Below are 19,766 nucleotides of genomic sequence, written 5' to 3' on the forward strand. Positions count from 1 at the left end.
TCAGGCGGCCCCGGGTCAGCCCTGCGCTGGTCCGAACTCCTTGGCCAGCTCCGCCGCCACGCCGGTGTACCCGGCCGGGGTCAGCTCCAGCAGGCGGGCCTCGGCGCCCTCGGACAGGCCCAGGCCCTGCACGAACTCGCGCATGCGGGCGGCGTCCACGCGGTGGCCGCGGGTCAGCTCCTTGAGGCGCTCGTAGGGGTTGTCCATGCCCGGCACGCCGGCGATCGCTTCGGCGCGCATGACGGTCTGGATCGCCTCGCCGAGGACCTCCCAGTTCGTGTCGAGGTCCTCGGCCAGCACGGGCTCGGCCACCTGGAGCTGGCCCATGCCCTTGGTGACGTTGGTCAGGGCGAGCACCGAGTGGCCGAGGGCCACGCCGATGTTGCGCTGCGACGTCGAGTCCGTGAGGTCGCGCTGCCAGCGGGACTCCACGAGGGTGGCGCCCAGCGAGTCGAGCAGGGCGCAGGAGAGCTCGAGGTTGGCCTCCGCGTTCTCGAAGCGGATCGGGTTCACCTTGTGCGGCATGGTGGAGGAGCCGGTCGCGCCGGCCACGGGGATCTGCGCGAAGTAGCCGATGGAGATGTAGCTCCACACGTCCACGCAGAAGCCGTGGAGGATCCGGTTGAAGCGCGCGACGTCGGCGTACAGCTCCGCCTGCCAGTCGTGGGACTCGATCTGGGTGGTCAGCGGGTTCCAGGTGAGGCCGAGGTGCTCCACGAAGGACCGGGACAGGGCCGGCCAGTCCGCGTCCGGGGCGGCGGCGAGGTGGGCGGCGTAGGTGCCGGTGGCGCCGTTGATCTTGCCCAGGTACTCCTGGCCGGCGATGCGCCGGGTCTGACGGGTCAGACGGTGCACGAACACGGCCATCTCCTTGCCCAGCGTGGTGGGCGTGGCCGGCTGGCCGTGCGTGCGGGAGAGCATGGGGGTCTCGGCGGCCTCGGCGGCCATCGCGGAGACGGTGGCCACGGCGGCGCGGGCAGCCGGCAGCCAGACCTGCTCGACGGCGTCGCGCACGCCCACCGCGTAGGCGAGGTTGTTGATGTCCTCGGAGGTGCACGCGAAGTGCACGAGCGGCTTCAGCCGGCCCAGGCCCAGCCCCTCGAGGCGGTCGGCGATGAAGTACTCGACGGCCTTCACGTCGTGCACCGTGACCTTCTCGGTGGCCGCCAGCTCGGCCACGGACTCCGCGTCGAAGTCCGTGACGATCGCCCGCAGGCCCGCCTGCTGCTCGGCCGTGAGCGGCTCGAGACCCGGCAGCACGCGCTGCTCGGCCAGGTGGATGAACCACTCGACCTCCACGTGGATGCGGTTGCGGTTCAGCGCCGCCTCGGACAGGTGCTCCACGAGCGGCTCCACCGCCGCGCGGTAGCGGCCGTCCAGGGGGCCGAGGGCGATGCCGGCCTCGGCGAGGGAACGGCGGTGGGCGGTGGACGCGGGCGCGGGCTGCGAGGTCATGGCCCCCATTCTGGCAGGCGCCGCGGACGCCCGACGCAGGCGACGACCGGGTCCGTCCTCGACCGCGACGGGGTGGCGGGTGCAACATGCGGACGCGCCCGGTGGCCCGGGGCGCGGTGGACCTACCGTGGCTGACGTCGCCGTCGCCCGGCGTCGGCGTGCCGAGAGGGATGAGGAGACCGAGATGACGGAACGGACCGGGCAGGCCCACGAGGCCGGGACGATCGACCGGCTGATGGCCGGGTGGGTCGCCGACGTCGAGACCCCGGACGCCTGCACCGCCCACCTGCTCTGCGACCGCTGGCCGGCCGACGCCGTGGCGTTCCGGTTCGTGGCGGAGGACATGTCCGCCGTCGACCTCACCTTCGGCGAGCTGGCCGACCGCTCCCGCCGCCTCGCCACCGGTCTCGCCGCCCGCGGCGTCACGCGCGGCGACCGGGTCCCCGTGATGATGTCCAAACGGGAGGAGCTCGTCATCACGCTGCTGGCCCTCTGGCGGCTCGGCGCCGTGCACGTGCCGCTGTTCACCGCGTTCGCAGAGGGCGCCGCACGGATGCGCATCGAGGGCGCGGCGGCGCGGCTCGTCGTCGCCGAACCCCGTCAGGCCGAGAAGCTCACGGACATCCCCGGCATCGAGATCATCCGCACCGGCCCGGAGTGGGACGCGCTCGCGGACTCCGCGCCGCTGGCCGAGGACGTCGCCGTCGGCGGGGACGGGCCGATCGCCCTGCTGTTCACCTCCGGCACCACCGGCCGCCCCAAGGGGGTGCCCGTGCCGCTGCGCGCGGCCGCCGCGTTCGCCGTCTACCTCACGTGCGCGGTGGACCTGCGCCCCGAGGACCTGTTCTGGAACGCGGCCGACCACGGCTGGGCGTACGGGCTGTACTACGGGATCGTCGGCACGCTGGTGCTCGGGGCGACCTCGGTGCAGTACCGCGGCGCCTTCTCCCCGGCGACCATGGTCGAGGTGATCCGCTCGCAGGGCATCACGAACCTCGCCGGCGCCCCCACGATGTTCCGCGCGCTGGCCAAGGCCGGGGAGGTCACCGAGGACGCCCCGCTGCGGCTGCGGCGCGTGTCCACGGCGGGGGAGCCGCTGCCGCCGTCCGTGCTCGAGTGGGGCCGGACGGCCCTCGGCACGGAGATCCGCGACCACTACGGCCAGACCGAGCTGGGCATGGTCATCTGCACCCTCGCGCACCCCGAGCTGGCCGCGCCGCCCCGCCCGGGTTCGATGGGTGTGCCCCTGCCGGGGATCGCCGCCGAGATCCGGGACGGGCAGATCGCGATCGACGCGGCCTCGCCCCTGTTCTGGTTCCCCGGCTACCTCGGGGAGCCGGAGAAGACCGCGGAGCGTTTCACCCCGGACGGGCGCTGGTACCTGACCGGGGACACCGCCCGGCAGGACGACGACGGCTGGTTCTTCTTCTCCTCCCGGGACGACGACGTGATCCTCGCCGCCGGCTACCGGATCGGCCCGTTCGACGTGGAGTCCGTGCTCATCGACCACCCGCGGGTGCAGGAGGTCGCCGTCGTCGGCCTGCCGGACCCGGAGGGGGTGCGGGGCGAGGAGGTCGTGGCGTTCGTGGTGCCCGCCGGGGCCGTCGCGGACCCGGACGCCCTGGCGGCCGAGCTGCAGGCCAAGGTCCGCGACGAGTACTCCAAGCACGCCTACCCGCGCCGGGTGCACTTCGTGGACCGGCTGCCCAAGACCCCCTCCGGCAAGCTGCAGCGGTTCCTGCTGCGCCAGGGCGCCGCCGGCTGACTCAACGGTGCACGAGCCGCAGGAACGCGCCGATCATCGGCAGGTCCTCGGGGCGGGTGGGCAGCGCGTCCGCGAGGGCGGGGGAGTGGACGAGGTAGGCGGCCCACTGCCCGCGCGAGATCGACACGTTGAGCCGGTTACGGTTCAGGAGGAAGTCCAGCCCGCGCGGCACCTCCTGCGGTGAGGACGCCGCCATCGTCAGGATCGCGACGGCGGCCTCCCGGCCCTGGAACTTGTCCACGGTGCCGACGGTGGTGCCCTCGAGACCGGCGGCGTCGAGCGCCTCCCGGACCGTGGCGACCTGCGCGTTGTACGGGGCCACCACGATCACGTCGGACGGCTCGAGCGGCCGGCCGGGGTCGTCCGGGCCGGTGGACCAGGTGCGGCCGAGCAGTGACCGGACGATCTCGACGACGGCCGCGGCCTCCTCCGGCGAGGACACCGCGTTGCCCGTGTGGGAGACCGGCCACGGGTGCAGCCCGGGCTCCACGCCGTCGAGCCGGCGGGCGTCCGTGACGTCCTCCTTCGCGCCGAGCTCGCCGGCGTAGGAGAGCTCGGAGACCGGTGCGCAGAGCGCCGAATGCATGCGCCACGAGGTGTCCAGGAAGAAGCCGCGGTCGGGGCGGAGCACGGGGGCGCCCTCCGCGATCCAGGTCAGGGCCGCGTCGCCGATGGGCTGGGGGTGCTCGCCCCTGCTGACCTGGGGGAGCTGCTGCGGGTCACCCAGCAGCAGCACCGTCTCGGCCAGGGCGCTCGCGCCCAGGAGGTGCGCGAGGGAGAGCTGCCCTGCCTCGTCCACCACCAGGAGGTCGACCGGCTGGGCCGCGGCGTTCGCGAAGGTCCACGCGGTGCCGCCCAGGACCCGGCCCGGTGCCAGGAAGGCATGGACCTCCGATGAGCCCAGGGACGTCCAGCGGTGCGGTCCGTCCGGGTCCTTGGGCTCCTTGCCCACGCGGTCGGGGTCCACACCGACGCCGATCAGCTGGTCGAGGAAGTTCTCCACCACCGCGTGGGACTGGGCGGTGACGCCGACCGTCCAGCCCCGGTCCAGGAGTTCCTTCACCGCGCGGCTGCCCACGTACGTCTTGCCGGTGCCGGGAGGGCCCTGCACGGCCACGTAGGAGCCGCGTGCGGACTCGACCGCCTCGACCAGGCCCCCGACGCCGTCCCGTCGGCCGTCTCGTACGTCCGCCCCGATCGCGGCGAGGGTCCGGCCCGTGGTGCGCGGGGCACGGCGCGCCAGGATGTCGAACACCGCTCCGTCCGGCAGTCGGCCGCGGCGGGCGGCCTCGGCGGCCTGCTCCCGGATGCGTTCGAGGAGGCCACCGGGCCGGACATAGTTGAGGTGGAAGACCGCCATGGGCACCTCCCCGTGCGGTTCCGGCTCGTGCTTGGTGCTGAGGCGCTGCAGCAGGCTGACGCGGAACCGGCCCGGTGCGATCTCCTCCACCTCGGTCACGTCCACGGGCGATCGGCTCTGCCAGCGGACGGCGTTGGGGGCCAGCTCCGCCCAGCGCGGCGGCCGCTCGTACAGGGCGTTGAGCTTGAACCTCTCCTGGCTGTTCCGACGCGGCCGGACCTCGGTGCCCGGCTCGAGGCGCCCGGTCACGGTCAGCGTCCGGGCGGGGTTGCTCCGCGGGGTGGGCCGTTCCCACGCACCCACCGACTCGACGGTGTCGAACACCAGGTTCGCGCGCGGCTCCTGCCACTCGTCCGGGGCGGACACGGCCCGATCGAACATAGCCCACCACAGCGGCTTGTTCTCCCTGGCGAAGTAGCCCAGGCCCGCGGCCAGCAGGGCGATACCGCGCCGCCCGCCGTCGAGCTCCGCCTCCGGGGCCCCCGTCCCACCCGCCTCGTCCCTCTCGACATCTGCCAGCGCCTGCAGCGAGGCGGCGAGGGCCGCGTCCTGCTCCTGGAGCGACGGCGCGGCCTCGACCAGCGGCTCGTTCCCGGTCGCGGCGTCGTCGACGGGACGGTCCGCGACGGCGGCCTCCTCGGGCTCGACCTGTGCCAGCAGCCAGTCCCGCAGCCGCGCCGTGGAGACGCAGTCGTACCGGTTGTAGTCCTCGATGTCGGCGCGGATCGCCCGCGCGACCTCGGTGTCTCCGGCCTCCAGCGCGGCGACGTACCGGTGGTACTCGGTGACGCTGTCCGCCGCCGTCGTGACGCCGTCCTCCGCCCGGTGCTCCACCCCCATGTAGAGGGGCTCCAGCTTCTTGATGGAGTAGCTCGGCACACCGGCCCGCAGGGCGGCGCGGACCGTGGAGTAGAGGTCCACGAACAGCCCCGCGCGCAGCCAGTCGTCCAGCTCGCGCTCGCCCACGCCGTGGCGCACGGTCAGGCGCTTCAGCGCGGTGACCTCGTACGCGGCGTAGTGGTAGATCCGCATCCCCGGGTGGGCCGCGCGCCGCGCCTCCACGAACGCCACGAACCGCTCGAGCGCCGCCCGCTCGGCGGCACGGGTGTCCGCCCACAGGCCCGTGAACCGGAAGTCGGCCGAGGCGGTGCGCGCGGTGTCCCCGCCCGGCGCCTCGACCCAGCCCCACAGATACTCGAGGCCCTCCATGCTCCCGTCCGCGGAGACCCACAGCGGGTCCCCCTCGAAGTCGAAGAAGACGTCTCCGGCGTCCGGCACGGGCAGCCCCGCCACGGCCCGCGGGTCCACGATCCGATGCGGCGGCAGCCCGTCCGCCCCGGCCGGCTCCAGCTGGATCGCCGCCTGTTCCCGCAGTGCCTCCCACGTGCGGCGGGCCATGCCCTCCGGCGGTGCGACGGACGCCGCGAGCTGCTCGATGGTCATGATGCCGGCCTCGCGCAGCCGGGTGCGCTGCAATCGCGTGGCCCCCGCCGTGAGCAGCACGTCCCGGTGCTCGGCGACGGCCTCCTCGCACGCCTCGCATGCGCCGCAGACGCTCAGGCGGTCGTCACCCCAGCGGGCGGGCTCCCCGGCGGCCACATGATCCTGCAGCAGCGCCTCCAGCCGGGCGCGCTGGTGCCGGTACACCGGGATCACCTCGTCCAGGTCCGCGACGTGCCGGGAACCGTCCCCGAGCCACAGGCTGCCCTGCCGCGCCCGCGGCACGCCCATGCCGTCCAGCAGGTCCGCGTACGCGGCGATCTGCAGCAGCGCCGTCACCCGCGCATGCCGGGCCAGCTTCGTGTCCACCACCTCGTACGCGCCCTCGGGGTGCTCCTCGTCCGTGCGGAGCACGAGGAAGTCGGCCAGGCCGCCGAACGCGCCGTCGTGCAGCATCCCCTGGAACACGACGGCGGGACGCGCGGCCAACGCCGCCGCGGTGCGCTCGCGGGCGGCCTGCACACCCTCGGGCGTGTAGCGCTCCGGGCGGGCGAGCCGGACCACCTGGTCCCCGCCGTGCTCCGCCTCGAGTCGCGCGAGCACGCGGGACTCGTGCTCGTCCCCGAGGCGGGAGACCCGCTCGAGGAACGCGTCCGCCACGCCGATCCGCGGGGCGCGCCCGAGCGCGGGGTCCACCGTCCCCCGCAGCCACCCGTAGGTGCACGTCGCGGCGGCGGTGATGTCCGAGGGGCTGAGCATGAAGGAGGCGCGGTCCGGCGCGAAGGTCACCATGCCGTCACCCTAGACAGGAGCCGCGGACACGATGGGCAGGGCCCGCCCACAGGGTCCCGGCGCGCCTCGCCCCGGCGGCGGCAGGGCGGCGGCGCGCGTCACACACCGGGCCGGACTTGACGTGGGTCACATCCAGGGAGTTACCTAATGATCGTTCAGTAATTCTCTGCGCCGCCGCGCCGGCGCGCCCGTGCCGGCAGGGAGGCCCGCCCATGACCGAGACCGCCCACCACCCCATGCTCGCGGAGGACCGCGTGGCACGGTGGCTCGGCGTCACCCTCGAGGCCGCCGAGAAGGACCACGCGCGCATCCGGATGACGCTCACCGAGGACCAGCACAATGGCTTCGGCCTGGCCCACGGCGGCGCCGTCTTCGCGTTCGCGGACACGTGCTTCGCGCTGGCCTGCAACGACCCCGCCTCGGACGGCTCCACCCTCACCGTGGCCTCCGGCGTGGACGTCAACTTCCTCGCGGCCACCCGCGCCGGGCAGACCCTCGTCGCGGAGGGCCGCCTGGTCGCCGCCGCGGGCCGCTCGGCCGTCTACGACATCACCGTCACCACCGACGACGGCACCCCGGTGGCCGCCTTCCGCGGCCGCTCCCGCACCATCCCCGCCCCCGGACGCTGACCGGCGGGCGCCCCCGCCGGTGCGCCGCCGTCGTCGACCGCCGCCCGACCCCGCATCCCCAGGAGGACGCCATGCTCGAGGCCTCGATCCCCAACCCGTACACGCCGGCACCCCTGCCCGCCCCCGCCGACCGCGGGGCCCCGGACCCCGAGGAGACGATGAACCGGGACCAGATCGAGGCGCTCCAGTTCGAGCGCCTCCGCTGGACCCTGCACCACGCCTACGAGAACGTGCCCGCGTACCGCGAGCACTTCGACGCGCACGGCGTCCACCCCTCGGACTTCACGGAGCTCGGGGACCTCGCCAAGTTCCCGTACACGGACAAGGAGTTCCTGCGGAAGAGCTACCCGTTCGGCGCGTTCGCCGCCACGGGCCCCGAGCTGCGCCGCATCCACGCCTCCTCCGGCACCACCGGCCAGCCCACCGTGGTCGGCTACACCGACGACGACCTGGCCACGTGGGCCACCCTCGTCGCCCGCTGCTTCCGCGCCGGCGGCATCCGCCCCGGTGACCGCGTGCACAACGCGTACGGCTACGGCCTGTTCACCGGCGGCCTCGGCGCCCACTACGGCGCCGAGCGCATCGGGGCGGCCGTGATCCCGATGTCCGGCGGGCAGACGGAGAAGCAGGTGCAGCTGATCACCGACTTCCAGCCGCGCGCCATCCTCTCCACGCCCACCTACCTGTTGACCATCGCGGACGGCTTCAAGAAGCTCGGCCTGGACCCCCGCGAGTCCTCCCTCGAGGTCGTGATCCTCGGTGCCGAGCCGTGGACCGAGGAGATGCGCCGCGAGATCGAGCAGACCTTCGACCTCGACGCCCTGGACATCTACGGCCTCTCCGAGGTCATGGGCCCGGGCGTGGCCGGCGAGTCCGCGGCCACCAAGGACGGCTCCCACATCTGGGAGGACCACTTCCGCCCCGAGATCATCGACCCGCTCACGGACGAGGTCCTCGAGACCGGCCGCCACGGCGAGCTCGTCTTCACCTCGCTCACCAAGCAGGCGCTGCCGATCATCCGGTACCGCACCCACGACCTCACCCGCCTGCTGCCGGGCACCACGCACCCGGGCCACCGCCGCATGGGCCGCATCACCGGCCGCTCGGACGACATGATCATCCTGCGCGGTGTGAACCTGTTCCCGTCGCAGATCGAGGAGCTGGCCCTCAAGGAGCCGGCCCTGTCGCCGCACTTCACCCTCGAGATCACCCGCCCGGACCGTATGGACCAGATGGCCGTGAACATCGAGCGCCGTGATCATGCGTCCCTCGAGGAGGCCCAGGCCTGCGCGGCGCACCTGCGCATGGAGATCAAGACGAAGATCGGCTCCTCGTGCGTGATCAACGTGGTGGAGCCGGAGTCCCTGGCCCGCTCCTCCGGCAAGCTCAAGCGGATCTACGACCTGCGCGACCAGGCCTGATCCCGACCCCGCGGCCGAACCCGACGCCGGCGTGCCCGGTAGAGTGGACCGGTGCGCCGTCGTCGTCGGCGTCCGCCCGCCCCTGAAGGAGCCCCGTGCCCCAGAGCAGCCCCACCCCGCGCCGCGGCCGGCCCGGCTATGACCGGCAGACGCTGCTGGCCGAGTGCGTCGAGCTCTTCAACCGGCACGGCTACGAGGCGACGTCCATGGGCATGCTCGCCGCCCACCTGGGCATCTCCAAGTCCGCGATCTACCACCATGTGGAGTCCAAGGAGGCGATCCTCGACCACGCGGTGACGGAGGCGCTCGACGCCCTCGAGGCGTGCCTGGACGATGTGGTGGCCAGCGGGGCCGATGCCGGCGCGCAGGTCGAGGCGGCCATCCGCGGCACGCTCGGGGTGCTGGCGGAGAAGCAGCCCGAGGTGACCCTGCTGCTGCGCCTGCGCGGGAACTCGGCGGTCGAGGTGGCCGCCGTCGAGCGCCGGCGCGAGATCACCCGGCGCTTCGGTGACCTGCTCGAGGCCGCCCAGGCCGCGGGTGCGGTGCGCTCCGACGTGACCCCGCGCAACCTCGCCCGCCTCGCGCTCGGCATGATCAACTCGATCGTCGACTGGTACCGGCCGGATCGCGGCGTTCCCGGCCAGCAGGGACCGGACCAGATGATCGACGCCGTCACGGGCGTGGTGCTCGGGGGTCTGCGGGGCTGAGGGCCCGCTGTCCTCAGCCCTCGCCGTCGAGCGCGGCGAGCACGTCGGCCACGATTGAGGCCGCACGGTCCTCGGCGTCCGCGGGCACCCCGCCGTCCGCGTCGGCCTGGGCCACGGCCACGGTGCGGGCGCCGTCCTGCACGGCAGTGAGGTGGGAGTAGACGGACCCCCCGGGGGCCGGGAGCGCCGTGTACGCGGTGCCGCCCTCGTGCTCGGTCCGCGTCACGCTCTCCACGTCGAGCCCGGCCAGGTCCACCCCGGTGCAGGCCTGCGCCGCCGCTCGGGCGTCCTCCAGGGCGGCGCGGGCGGCCTCCTCCGTGGGGTACACGGTGACGCGCACGCCGAGCGGAGTGACCTCGGCGTCGGGGGACGCCGTGAAGGAGGGCGCCGGTGTCGTGGTGGGCCCGCCGCCGGTCGTGGCGGCCGTCTCCGGCTGGGCCGTGAGCCCCAGGTCCGCCGCCCCGGCCTCGGCGTCCCGCTCCAGATCGGAGCGGGTGGCGTCCAGGCAGGCCTGCTGTTCCGCGCTGCGGGTGGAAGCCGGGCTCGCACCGGCGTCGACCGCCTGCTCCAGGCCGGCGGCCCGCTGGCGCAGCTCCGTCTGCCGCTCCAGCGGCGAGGCGGCGCTCAGCCCCACCTCGGACCCCGGCCCCGCGGCCCGTTGGACGGCGGCCTGCACGGCCAGGGTCCGCTGCCCGTCCAGCGCGGGGGGCATCTCGAGGGACAGGCTGCCCGAGGCGGAGGCGCCGGCCGTGCTCTCCGCCGCGCCCGTGCTCTCCGTGGAGCTGCTGGCCGCGGGCGACGTGGGGGCGGACGAGGCCGCCGTCGTCGTGGACGACGCCGACGAGGGGGCGGGGGAGGAGGGCTCCGCGCCGCCGCCGCCCGCGCACCCGGCGAGGGCGAGCGCGCCCACGGCGAGGGCGCCGAGCAGGGGGAGTCGGGAGGTCGTCATGGCCCGACTCTACGTGCGCTGTGACGGATGCCACAAGGAAGCGGCGGGGGCACGCAACGGGGCCGCCCGATGCGTGGTGCGCACCGGACGGCCGCTGATCCGTCAGCGGAGGAGGTCAGCCGAGCGGGGTGTCCTTGTCGCCCAGGTTCCAGTCCTCCACCGGGCCGAGGTTCTCCCCGTCCGGCCCGTAGCGGTAGAACCCCTGGCCGTCGGCCACGCCGCTGTGGCCCTCGGCGATGCTCTTCTCGAGCAGCTCAGCGAAGCCGAGCTGCCAGTCGACGCCCGTGTTGCGGGAGACGTTGGCGGCCACGTGGAAGCCCACGATGTCATAGGTCTGGAACGGGCCGCGCTCGTTGCCGGTGGCCACGCGCCAGGTGCGGTCGATGTCCGCCGGGTTGCCCACTCCGTGCATGTACAGCTTGGAGCCGGCCTGCAGCCACGGGATGAGCAGGGAGTTGAGGAAGTAGCCCGGGATCTCCTTGCGCACGTGCACGGGGACCATGCCGGTCTCCTCGGCGAACTGCAGGGCTCCCGCGACGGCCTCCGGCGAGGTGGCGGCGGTGCCCATGACCTCGGCGGTGTTCTGCGCCCAGATGCGGTTGGCGTAGTGCAGGGCCAGGAAGCGCTCCGGATGGCCGCTGGCGTCGGCGAAGTCCGAGGGCAGCAGGGAGGAGGTGTTCGTGGCGAACAGGGTCGTGGCGGGGGCGAGCTCGCCCACCTGGGCCCACACCTTGCGCTTGAGCTCCAGGTTCTCCGGGACGGCCTCGACCACGATGTCCGCATCCGCCAGGGCCTCGCCGAGGTCCGAGGTCGGCGTGATGCGGGCGATGGCCTCGTCGAAGCGCTGCGGGTCGTAGCCCTCCCCGAGGTCTGCTTCGTAGCCCTGGCGGATCCACGCCCAGCGGCGCTCGATCCCCTCGAGGGCGGCGGGGACGGCGTCGTAGGCCATCACCTTCTTGCCGTGGTACGCCGCCTGCATGATGATCTGCGAACCCAGCACGCCGGTGCCCAGCACGGCGACCTGCTCGAAACGGGTGAACTCGGACATGTGTGTCGACCTTCTTCTCTCGCGGTCCGAATGGGACGTACAGGTGAACGCCCCGGGCACGCTCCTTGTTCCCGGGGGCGACGACGGGCCGCCCGGTGCGCAGCGGGCGCACGGGACGGCCCGTCGGGGCGGGGAGGCTCAGCCCTGGGAGGTCTCGGACGGGGCCATCGGCCAGGTCTTGGCCACGAGCGTCAGCACGTCGTACTGAGCGCAGAGCTCGTCCTTCTGGTTGTGGATCCGGCAGTCCCAGGCCACCTCGCCGTACTCGTCGCTCACGCGCGGGGTGATGCGCTTGGCGGTCAGGGTCACGCGGATGGCGTCGTCGTAGGTCACCGGCGTGATGAAGCGCAGGTTCTCCAGGCCGTAGTTGGCCAGCACCGGGCCCGGATCCGGGGCCACGAACAGCCCCGCGGCCCACGAGACCAGCAGGTAGCCGTGGGCCACGCGGCGCGGGAAGAACGGGTTGGCCATGGCGGCCTCCTCGTCCGTGTGGGCGTAGAACCTGTCCCCGGTCTCCTCCGCAAAGGCGGTGATGTCCTCCAGGGTGACGGTGCGCAGGCCGGAGGCGAACTGGTCGCCCACCGTCAGCTCGGCCAGGGACTTGTAGAACGGGTGCACGGCCGTGCCGGCCTCCACGTCCTCGCGGGTCACCGTGTGGGTCGCGGCGCCCTGATGCCACACGCCGGTGATGGCCGTGAGCATGTCCGGGGAGCCCTGGATCGCCGTGCGCTGCATGTAGTGCTTCACAGCGCGGACGCCGCCGAGCTCCTCGCCGCCGCCGGCGCGGCCGGGGCCGCCGTGGATCAGCACCGGCACGGGGGCGCCGTGGCCCGTGGTGGTCGCGGCGGTCTGGCGGTTCAGGACGTGCACGCGGCCGTGGTGGGCACCGATCCCGGCGGCGAACGCGCGGGCGGTCTCACCGTCGTTCGTGGCGACCGTGGCCACGAGCGAACCCGACCCCAGGGCGGCCAGGGCCACGGCGTCGGCCACGTCCGTGTAGCCGATCACCGAGGTGACCGGACCGAACGCCTCGACGCTGTGCACCTCGGGGGTGCGCGCGTCCTCGAAGGTGAGCACCGTGGGGGCGAAGAACGCGCCGGACTCGGCGTCGGCGTCACCGGTCGAGCCCTCGGGGCCGCCGAGGCGGACCTGACCGCCGGCGTCGACCAGGCGCTGCACCGCGCCGCGGACCTCGCCCTGCTGGTCCTTCGAGGCCAGGGCGCCCATGGTGGTGCCCTCGACGCGCGGGTCGCCCAGGACGACCTTCGCGGCCAGGCGCTCGGTGAGGGCGGCGGTCACGGCCTCGACCCGATCCTGCGGGACGATCACCCGGCGGATGGCGGTGCACTTCTGTCCGGCCTTGACCGTCATCTCCTGGAAGACGACCTTCACGAACGCCTCGAACTCGGGGGACTCCGGGTCCGCGTCCGGGCCGAGGATGGCGGCGTTGAGGGAGTCGGTCTCCGCGGTGAAGCGGACGCCGCCCTCCTGCACGTTCGGGTGCTTCTTCAGCGTGGCCGCGGTGGCGGCGGAGCCGGTGAACGCGACGTGGTCGCGGTAGTCCAGGTGGTCCAGCAGGTCGCGGGCGGAGCCGGAGATCAGCTGGATCGAGCCCTCGGGCAGCACGCCGGACTCGAGCATCAGCTCGACGCACTTCTGCGTGACGTAGCCGGTGGGGGTGGCCGGCTTGACCACGGTGGGCACGCCGGCGACGAAGGCCGGGGCGAACTTCTCGAGCATGCCCCACACGGGGAAGTTGAACGCGTTGATCTGCACGGCCACGCCCGGGATGCGCTGGTAGATGTGCTCGCCGATGAAGGAGCCGTCGCGGGAGAGGGGCTCCACGTCGCCGTCGATGATCACGGTGGAGTTCGGTAGCTCGCGGCGGCCCTTGCCGGAGAACGTGAAGAGGGTGCCGATGCCGCCGTCGACGTCGAAGGCGTGGTCGCGCTGCGTGGCGCCGGTGGCGAAGGAGACGTCGTAGAGCTCCTGGACGCGGGAGTTCAGAAAGAGCGCGAGCTCCTTGAGCTTGAGGGCGCGCTCGTGGATGGTCAGCTCGCCCAGGGCCTGCTGGCCGACGGTGCGGGCGTGCTCGATGGCGGCGGCCGTGTCGAGGCCGTCGGTGGAGACGCCGGTCAGGCGCGCGCCGGTGTTCGCGTCCGTCACGTCGGTGACCTTGGACGGGTGCGACGGCGTCCACCAGCTGCCGGCGACGTAGCTGGGGAGGATCTCCGGGAGGGAGGGGGCGGTGACGGTCACGGGGTCTCCTGGTGTCGGGGGCGCGGACGAGTCCCGACCGATCGGTCGGTTATTGCTCCTCACCCTAGCCGAGACGTGGATCACGCGGGAGGGGGAGCCGGGCGGGTGACGCCGTCGTCGTGGGGAGGGGTGGGGTGGGGTCTGGCGGCGACCCGTGGCGCCAAAGCCCGCAGACACGCCGCTATGGCCAGGACGTGGCGGCGTGTCTGCGGGCCTCGGCGGGGCGTCGTCCACAGATCCCGGCGGACGACGACGGCGGCCCGCCCGGATCGGGCACGCTCGGCCCATGCCCCGCTCGCCCGCGCCCCTGCCTCCGATGCGCTGCGGACTGGACGGCCTCCTCCGCGCTCCGACCGTGTTCTCGACCCCGGCCGCGCGCGAGGCGGGCGTGAGTGCGGCCCGGCTGCGGCGCGGGGACGTGGTCTCCCTCGGCTGGGGGCTCTGGGGCCTGCGCGGCGTCGCACCGGACCCCATGGATCATGTGCGGGCACTGCAGGATCTGCACCCCGAGGGCGTGTTCAGCCACGTCACGGCCGCCCGGGTGCTCGGCCTGTGGTTGACCGGGCCGCTCGCCGCCGACCGGTCCGTGCACATCGCGACCCCGCGCGGCCACGGCACCGCGTCGAGCCGGGCCGGGATCCGCTCACACCGCCTCCGCGCCGACGCACCGGTGCGGATCGTGGACGGGGTGCGTGTGACCGCACCGGGGTGGACCTTCGTGGACCTCGCCGCGCACGCCGGGCCGCTCGAGCATCTCGTCGCGCTGGGGGACAGCATGGTTCGGACCGCCCCGACGGAGGCCCGCCGCCGTCGGCTGCCTCCCGGGGTGACGGACGTGGCCGAGCTGCGCGCCGCCGTCGAGGAACGCGGTCGGGTGCGCGGGATCCGTGCGGCCCGGGAGGCGCTGGAGCTCGTGCGTCCCGGGGCCGACTCGCCGCAGGAGAGCCGGCTGCGGGTGCGGCTCGTCCTGGACGGCGTCCCCGAGCCCGCGGTGAACCCGTGCATCCGCCTCGCCACGGGACAGCGGCTCCGCGTCGATCTGGTGTGGGCGGAGGCCAAGGTGGCCGTCGAGTACGACGGCGATCAGCACCGCACGGATCGCCGGCAGTGGCGTGAGGACCGCGAGCGGGACGCGGCCCTGCGCGCGGAGGGGTGGGAGGTGATCCGGGTGACCGCCGACGTGTTCCTGCCGGGGCACTGGGAGCTCTTCGTGCGGCAGCTGCGGGGCCTGGTGGCCGCGCGGACGATGCCGGGCCGAGTGCCGCCGTCGTGGATCTGACCTGTCGAGGCCCGCAGACGCGCCGCTACGGCCTGGCGGTAACGGCGTGTCTGCGGGCCTCGGCGAGAGGGGCGGGAGCCTCGGGCCGGCGTCGGCCCCTGCCCCTCGTCTCCGGACCGGCGTAGAATCGAGCACCGGTCCTCTCGGACCCGACCCACCCCCTCATCCGGAGAGTTCTGCCGCATGCTGCGCACCATGTTCCACGCCAAGATCCACCGGGCCACCGTGACCCAGGCGGACCTGCACTACGTGGGCTCCGTGACCGTGGACCAGGACCTGCTGGACGCCGCGGACATCCTCCCCGGCGAGCTCGTGTCCATCGTGGACGTCACCAACGGCGCGCGACTGGAGACCTACACCATCGCGGGCGAGCGGGGCTCCGGCGTGCTCGGCATCAACGGCGCCGCCGCCCACCTGGTGCATCCGGGGGACATCGTCATCCTCATCGCCTACGGGCAGATGGACGACGACGAGGCCCGCCACTTCCAGCCCAAGGTCGTCCACGTGGACGCGGACAACAGGATCGTGGAGCTCGGCATCGACCCCGCCGACGGCCTCCTCGACGGCCTCTCCCGCCCGCCGCTGTCCCGCGAGTGGAACGAGGCGCAGGCCGAGCTCTGAGCCGGCCTGGGGCGCCGGGCCGTCATGGACGAGCCCTTCGAGCGGGATCAGCGGTCGGCACGGCCTTCGCCCCGAGCGCTCGACGCGCGGAGCGCATCGCGGCCGCGTGGCTGAGGCCCATCGCGGTGCGGGCGCCCGGCACGTGGGCCACGGCGCGCATCCACGGCGAGGTGAGCACCACCTCCTGCTCCCACGCCACGATGCAGCGCGGCGCGTGTCCGGCCGGGGCACCGTCGTCGTGGACGGTGACCCGCACGGTGCCCGTCAGGCCCCCGCTCAGGCGGGCGACCAGTAGGCCGCGGGCGCGGTCGTCGATGAGACGCTCCATCGTCAGACGCACCGGCACGAACCCGCGCAGCCGGACGGCGGCGCGGTCGGGGCCCAGGCGACGGACGCGCGGGACGGCCGGCCACCAGCGTGGGTAGCCGGCCGGGTCGGCGAGCAGGGCCAGCACGGACCGGGCGTCCGCGGGGACGGCCCAGCGGTGGGTGAAGCGGAAGGGGCGGTCGACCGACATCAGGCCCGGCCGAAGGTCTCGGGGTCCACGGGGCGCCGGGTGCGGGGGAGCTTCGCGACGACCAACAGGTACGACTCCGTGACGAGGTCCCGCACGAGCTGCTCGTCGAGGGCCGGGTGCGCGGCCAGGCTAAGCCAGTGCCGCTTGTCCATGTGATAGCCGGGCGTGATCGCCGCGGGCAGGGCCGCGCGCAGCTGGGCGCCGTCCTCCGGGCGGGCCTTGACGTTCACGAGGCGGCGCCCGTCGTGGTCGATGAACACCGCGAACAGCTTCCCCTGCACCTTCATGACCTCGGTGTCCGGGCCGAAGGGGTGCGACGCGGCGCTGCCCGGCAGCTCGAGGGCGCGGTCGCGGGCGACGCGCAGCAGCGTGGGCTCGTCCATACCCGTCACGCTAGCCGCGCCGCCCCGCACTTTCGAACGTGATATCGGGGGAATGGGCGCTTTCGAACGGGAGATAGGCCCTATCTCCCGTTCGAAAGCGCCTGCCCCGGGGGCTCAGCGGTAGTCGAAGAAGCCCTTGCCGGACTTCCGGCCGAGCTCGCCGCGGGCCACCATGTCCCGCATGAGCTGCGGCGGGGCGAAGCGCTCACCCAGCTGGGACTCGAGGTACTCCGCGATGCCCAGGCGCACGTCCAGGCCCACGATGTCGGTCAGGGCCAGCGGGCCGACCGGGAACTTGTATCCGAGCACCATGGCGGCGTCGATGTCCTCGGGGGAGGCCACGCCCTCCTCGACCATGCGGATGGCCTCGAGCGCGATCGCCACGCCCAGGCGCGACGAGGCGAAGCCCGGGGCGTCCTTGACGACGACGGGGGTCTTGCCGAGCCCGCGGACCCACTCGGTGGACAGGGCCTGGAGCTCCGCACCGGTCTGCTCGCCGATCACGACCTCCACGAGCTTCGAGGCGGGCACCGGGTTGAAGTAGTGCAGGCCGCAGAAGCGCTCGGGACGCTGCAGGTGCGAGGCGATCTCGTCGATGGACAGGGAGGAGGTGTTGCTGGCCAGCCAGGCGTCCTCGCGCAGGTGGGCCTCGACGTCGGTGAGCGCCTCGATCTTCACCTGCATGTCCTCGAACACGGCCTCGACCACGAGGTCGCAGCGGGCGAAGTCGGCGCGGTCCACGGTGACGGTCAGGCGCTGCGCCCACTCGTCCAGGTCGCCGTCGATCTTGCCGCGGTCCAGGGAGGCGGCCAGGTCGGCCTCGATGCGCTCCCTGGCGGCCTCGGCCGACCGCGGGTCGCGCTCGACGACGACCACCTCGGACGAGCCGGAGACGAGGAACGCGTGGGCGATGCCGCCACCCATCCGGCCGCCGCCGAGGACGCCGACGACGGCGGGCACGGAGGACGGCGCGGCATCAGGGGTGTGCTGCTGATCGGTCATGTCAGTCCTCACTTCTTCTTGCGGTCGAGGAACGCCTGCATGCGCTCGAACTTGGCCTCGGACTCGAACAGGATGGCCTGCGCGATCTCGTCCACGTGGGGGTGGGCCTCGCGGGGGAGGTGGAAGACGCGCTTGGACAGCCGCACCCCCAGCGGGTCCTGCTGCGCGATGCGGTCGGCGAGGGCGTCGGCGGCGTCGAGGAGGGCCTCCGGCTCGTGCAGCTCGGTGACGAGCTTGAGCTCGAGGGCCTCCTGCGCGTCCAGGATCCGTCCGGCGAGCAGCAGCTCGAGGGCCACCGGCTCGCCCACCAGCTCCTTGAGCCGCCACTGGGCGCCCGCAGCGGCGGTGATCCCCAGACTCGTCTCGGGCTGGCCCATCTTCAGCGCCGGGGTGGCGATGCGAAAGTCGGCCGCGTAGGCCAGTTCCGCGCCGCCGCCGAGGGCGAAGCCGTCGATCGCTGCGATCACGGGCATGGGCAGCCGGTGGATGCGGTCGAAGACCTGCGAGTTCACGCCGCGCAGGGCGTCGTCGCGGCGGCGCTCGCGCAGCTGTCCGATGTCCGCGCCGGAGGCGAAGATGCCGGAGAACGTCCCCGGCTCGCACTTCGACTCCACCTGCGTGCCCGAGATGATCAGGATCTTCGGCTCGCGTTCGAGGTGGGCGCAGAGCTCGTGGAACTCGTCGACCATGGTCTGGTCGATCGCGTTGCGCACGCCCGGGCGGTCCATGCGCGCGTGGACGCGGTCCTCGCGCTCCTCGACGTGCAGCGCCGAGAAGTGGCTGAAGTCGGTCATCTGCTCAGACCCTCTCGACGAGCATCGCGGAGCCCTGGCCCACGCCCACGCACATCGTGGCCAGGCCCCTGTCCGCGCCCTCGCGCTCCATCCGACCGAGCAGCGTGACCACGAGACGCGACCCCGAGGAGCCCAGCGGATGGCCCAGGGCGATCGCGCCGCCGTCGGCGTTGACGGTCTCCGGGTCCAGGCCGAGGCGCCGCATCGAGGCCAGGGACTGGGTGGCGAAGGCCTCGTTGAGCTCGACGGCGCCCAGGTCCGCCACGGACCAGCCGGAGCGCGCGAGGGCCTTCTCGGTGGCCGGGACGGGGCCCAGGCCCATGATCTCGGGGGCCAGGCCCGCCGAGGTGAACTCCACGACGCGGGCGCGCGGGGTCAGGCCGTACTTCTGCGCGGCCCGCTCGGAGACGACGAGGATCGCCGAGGCGCCGTCGTTGAGGGAGGAGGAGTTGCCGGCGGTGACCACGCCGTCCTTCTTGATGATCGGGCGCAGGCCGGCGAGCACCTCGGGGGTGGAGCCGGGACGGGGGCCCTCGTCCGTGTCCACGATCGTCTCGGCGCCCTTGCGGCCCGTGACGACGACGGGCACGATCTCGTCCGCGAAGCGGCCGGCCTCGATGGCGGCCAGCGCACGCTCGTGCGAGCGGGCGGCGAAGGCGTCGGCGTTCTCGCGGGTGATGCCGTCCACCTCGCCGACCTCCTCGGCGGTCTCCGGCATGGAGAAGGTGAACTTCTCCCCGAACTCGCCGTCCGCGAAGCGCGGGTTCACGAAGCGCCAGCCGATCGCGGTGTCGAAGGCCGCGCCGGGCTTGGCGAACGCCGTCGTCGGCTTCTCCATCACCCAGGGGGCGCGGGACATCGACTCCACGCCTCCGGCCACGACGACGTCGGCCATCCCGGAGCGCACCATCGCGGTGGCGATGCCGATCGCGGACATGCCCGAGGCGCAGAGGCGGTTCACGGTGATGCCCGGGACGGTGTCCGGGAAGCCGGCCAGCAGCCAGGCCATGCGGGCGACGTTGCGGTTCTCCTCGCCGGCGCCGTTGGCGTTGCCGAGGATGACGTCGTCCACGACCGACGGGTCGATGCCGGCGTCCTCGATCACGGCCTTGATGGTCAGGGCGGCGAGGTCGTCGGGGCGGACGGAGGAGAGGGCGCCGCCGTACTTGCCGACGGGCGTGCGGCGACCGCCGACGAGCAGGGCCTGGGACTGTGCGGACATGGAGACTCCTTGAGTGACCGACGACGAGGCGGGCGCGGCGAATTACCGACCGTGCGTTCAGGTTCAGTATCCCGGGCCGGTGTGACGGGGGTCAACTGCGGGGGCGGGGTGTGACGGGGCGGA

16 protein-coding genes are annotated in these 19,766 nt (G+C 73.5%); 6 read left to right on the plus strand and 10 right to left on the minus strand.

The window, feature by feature from the left end; all coding sequences use genetic code 11:
- Nucleotides 1-15: 15 nt before the first annotated feature.
- Nucleotides 16-1,455, minus strand: coding sequence for an adenylosuccinate lyase (gene purB, locus NR073_RS05760; protein WP_206452513.1), 1,440 nt, complete (start codon nucleotides 1,453-1,455; stop codon nucleotides 16-18).
- 184 nt (nucleotides 1,456-1,639) lie between these two features.
- Between purB and NR073_RS05765 the strand changes: the two genes are divergently transcribed.
- Entirely contained in the window at nucleotides 1,640-3,220 is a 1,581-nt protein-coding gene (locus NR073_RS05765) for an AMP-binding protein (protein ID WP_206452512.1), read from the plus strand.
- 1 nt (nucleotide 3,221) lies between these two features.
- On the opposite strand, the gene NR073_RS05770 is transcribed toward NR073_RS05765, so the two are convergent.
- Entirely contained in the window at nucleotides 3,222-6,812 is a 3,591-nt protein-coding gene (locus tag NR073_RS05770; protein WP_256748678.1) for a TM0106 family RecB-like putative nuclease, read from the minus strand.
- A 212-nt stretch (nucleotides 6,813-7,024) separates the two neighbouring features.
- On the opposite strand from NR073_RS05770, the gene NR073_RS05775 reads away from it, so the two are divergent.
- The 3 genes from NR073_RS05775 (at nucleotide 7,025) to NR073_RS05785 (ending at nucleotide 9,569) form a co-directional block, all read left to right on the plus strand.
- Entirely contained in the window at nucleotides 7,025-7,441 is a 417-nt protein-coding gene (locus NR073_RS05775) for a PaaI family thioesterase (RefSeq protein ID WP_155934171.1), read from the plus strand.
- Nucleotides 7,442-7,512: 71 nt separating this feature from the next.
- Nucleotides 7,513-8,862: a phenylacetate--CoA ligase family protein gene (locus NR073_RS05780; protein WP_230278108.1), complete on the plus strand. Its 1,350-nt coding sequence runs from the start codon at nucleotides 7,513-7,515 to the stop codon at nucleotides 8,860-8,862.
- Nucleotides 8,863-8,957: 95 nt separating this feature from the next.
- Nucleotides 8,958-9,569: a TetR/AcrR family transcriptional regulator gene (locus tag NR073_RS05785; protein WP_036313911.1), complete on the plus strand. Its 612-nt coding sequence runs from the start codon at nucleotides 8,958-8,960 to the stop codon at nucleotides 9,567-9,569.
- A 13-nt stretch (nucleotides 9,570-9,582) separates the two neighbouring features.
- Here NR073_RS05785 and NR073_RS05790 read toward each other — a convergent pair whose 3' ends face one another.
- The 3 genes from NR073_RS05790 to paaZ form a co-directional block, all read right to left on the minus strand.
- Nucleotides 9,583-10,518 carry a hypothetical protein gene (locus NR073_RS05790; RefSeq protein WP_036313913.1) on the minus strand — a complete coding sequence of 312 codons (936 nt, stop codon included), beginning with the start codon at nucleotides 10,516-10,518 and terminating at the stop codon, nucleotides 9,583-9,585.
- A gap of 115 nt (nucleotides 10,519-10,633) precedes the next feature.
- Complete coding sequence (locus NR073_RS05795) at nucleotides 10,634-11,566, minus strand: 3-hydroxyacyl-CoA dehydrogenase (RefSeq protein WP_070708800.1); 933 nt, start codon at nucleotides 11,564-11,566, stop codon at nucleotides 10,634-10,636.
- Between the two features lie 138 nt (nucleotides 11,567-11,704).
- Nucleotides 11,705-13,825, minus strand: a complete 2,121-nt coding sequence (gene paaZ, locus NR073_RS05800) for a phenylacetic acid degradation bifunctional protein PaaZ (RefSeq protein WP_230278107.1) — start codon at nucleotides 13,823-13,825, stop codon at nucleotides 11,705-11,707.
- A gap of 286 nt (nucleotides 13,826-14,111) precedes the next feature.
- On the opposite strand from paaZ, the gene NR073_RS05805 reads away from it, so the two are divergent.
- Nucleotides 14,112-15,104, plus strand: coding sequence for a DUF559 domain-containing protein (locus NR073_RS05805; protein ID WP_095353734.1), 993 nt, complete (start codon nucleotides 14,112-14,114; stop codon nucleotides 15,102-15,104).
- 183 nt (nucleotides 15,105-15,287) lie between these two features.
- Entirely contained in the window at nucleotides 15,288-15,725 is a 438-nt protein-coding gene (gene panD / locus NR073_RS05810; protein ID WP_010080090.1) for an aspartate 1-decarboxylase, read from the plus strand.
- Nucleotides 15,726-15,747: 22 nt separating this feature from the next.
- Here the strand turns inward: panD and NR073_RS05815 are convergent, their stop codons facing one another.
- The 5 genes from NR073_RS05815 to NR073_RS05835 form a co-directional block, all read right to left on the minus strand.
- Nucleotides 15,748-16,242 carry an SRPBCC family protein gene (locus tag NR073_RS05815; RefSeq protein WP_134377429.1) on the minus strand — a complete coding sequence of 165 codons (495 nt, stop codon included), beginning with the start codon at nucleotides 16,240-16,242 and terminating at the stop codon, nucleotides 15,748-15,750.
- Nucleotides 16,242-16,625 (minus strand): MmcQ/YjbR family DNA-binding protein, encoded by a 384-nt coding sequence (locus NR073_RS05820; RefSeq protein WP_044658760.1) that lies wholly within the window; start codon nucleotides 16,623-16,625, stop codon nucleotides 16,242-16,244. The genes NR073_RS05815 and NR073_RS05820 overlap by 1 nt, the downstream gene beginning before the upstream one ends.
- A gap of 114 nt (nucleotides 16,626-16,739) precedes the next feature.
- Nucleotides 16,740-17,627, minus strand: a complete 888-nt coding sequence (locus NR073_RS05825) for a 3-hydroxyacyl-CoA dehydrogenase family protein (RefSeq protein WP_123244484.1) — start codon at nucleotides 17,625-17,627, stop codon at nucleotides 16,740-16,742.
- Between the two features lie 8 nt (nucleotides 17,628-17,635).
- Nucleotides 17,636-18,421 carry an enoyl-CoA hydratase/isomerase family protein gene (locus tag NR073_RS05830; protein WP_256748679.1) on the minus strand — a complete coding sequence of 262 codons (786 nt, stop codon included), beginning with the start codon at nucleotides 18,419-18,421 and terminating at the stop codon, nucleotides 17,636-17,638.
- 4 nt (nucleotides 18,422-18,425) lie between these two features.
- A complete protein-coding gene (locus tag NR073_RS05835; protein ID WP_060973845.1) occupies nucleotides 18,426-19,643 on the minus strand; it encodes a thiolase family protein in 1,218 nt (405 codons plus the stop codon).
- Nucleotides 19,644-19,766: the final 123 nt, after the last annotated feature.

The sequence above is a fragment of the Micrococcus sp. Mcc28 genome (assembly GCF_024519775.1).
Taxonomy (GTDB): Bacteria; Actinomycetota; Actinomycetes; order Actinomycetales; family Micrococcaceae; genus Micrococcus; species Micrococcus luteus.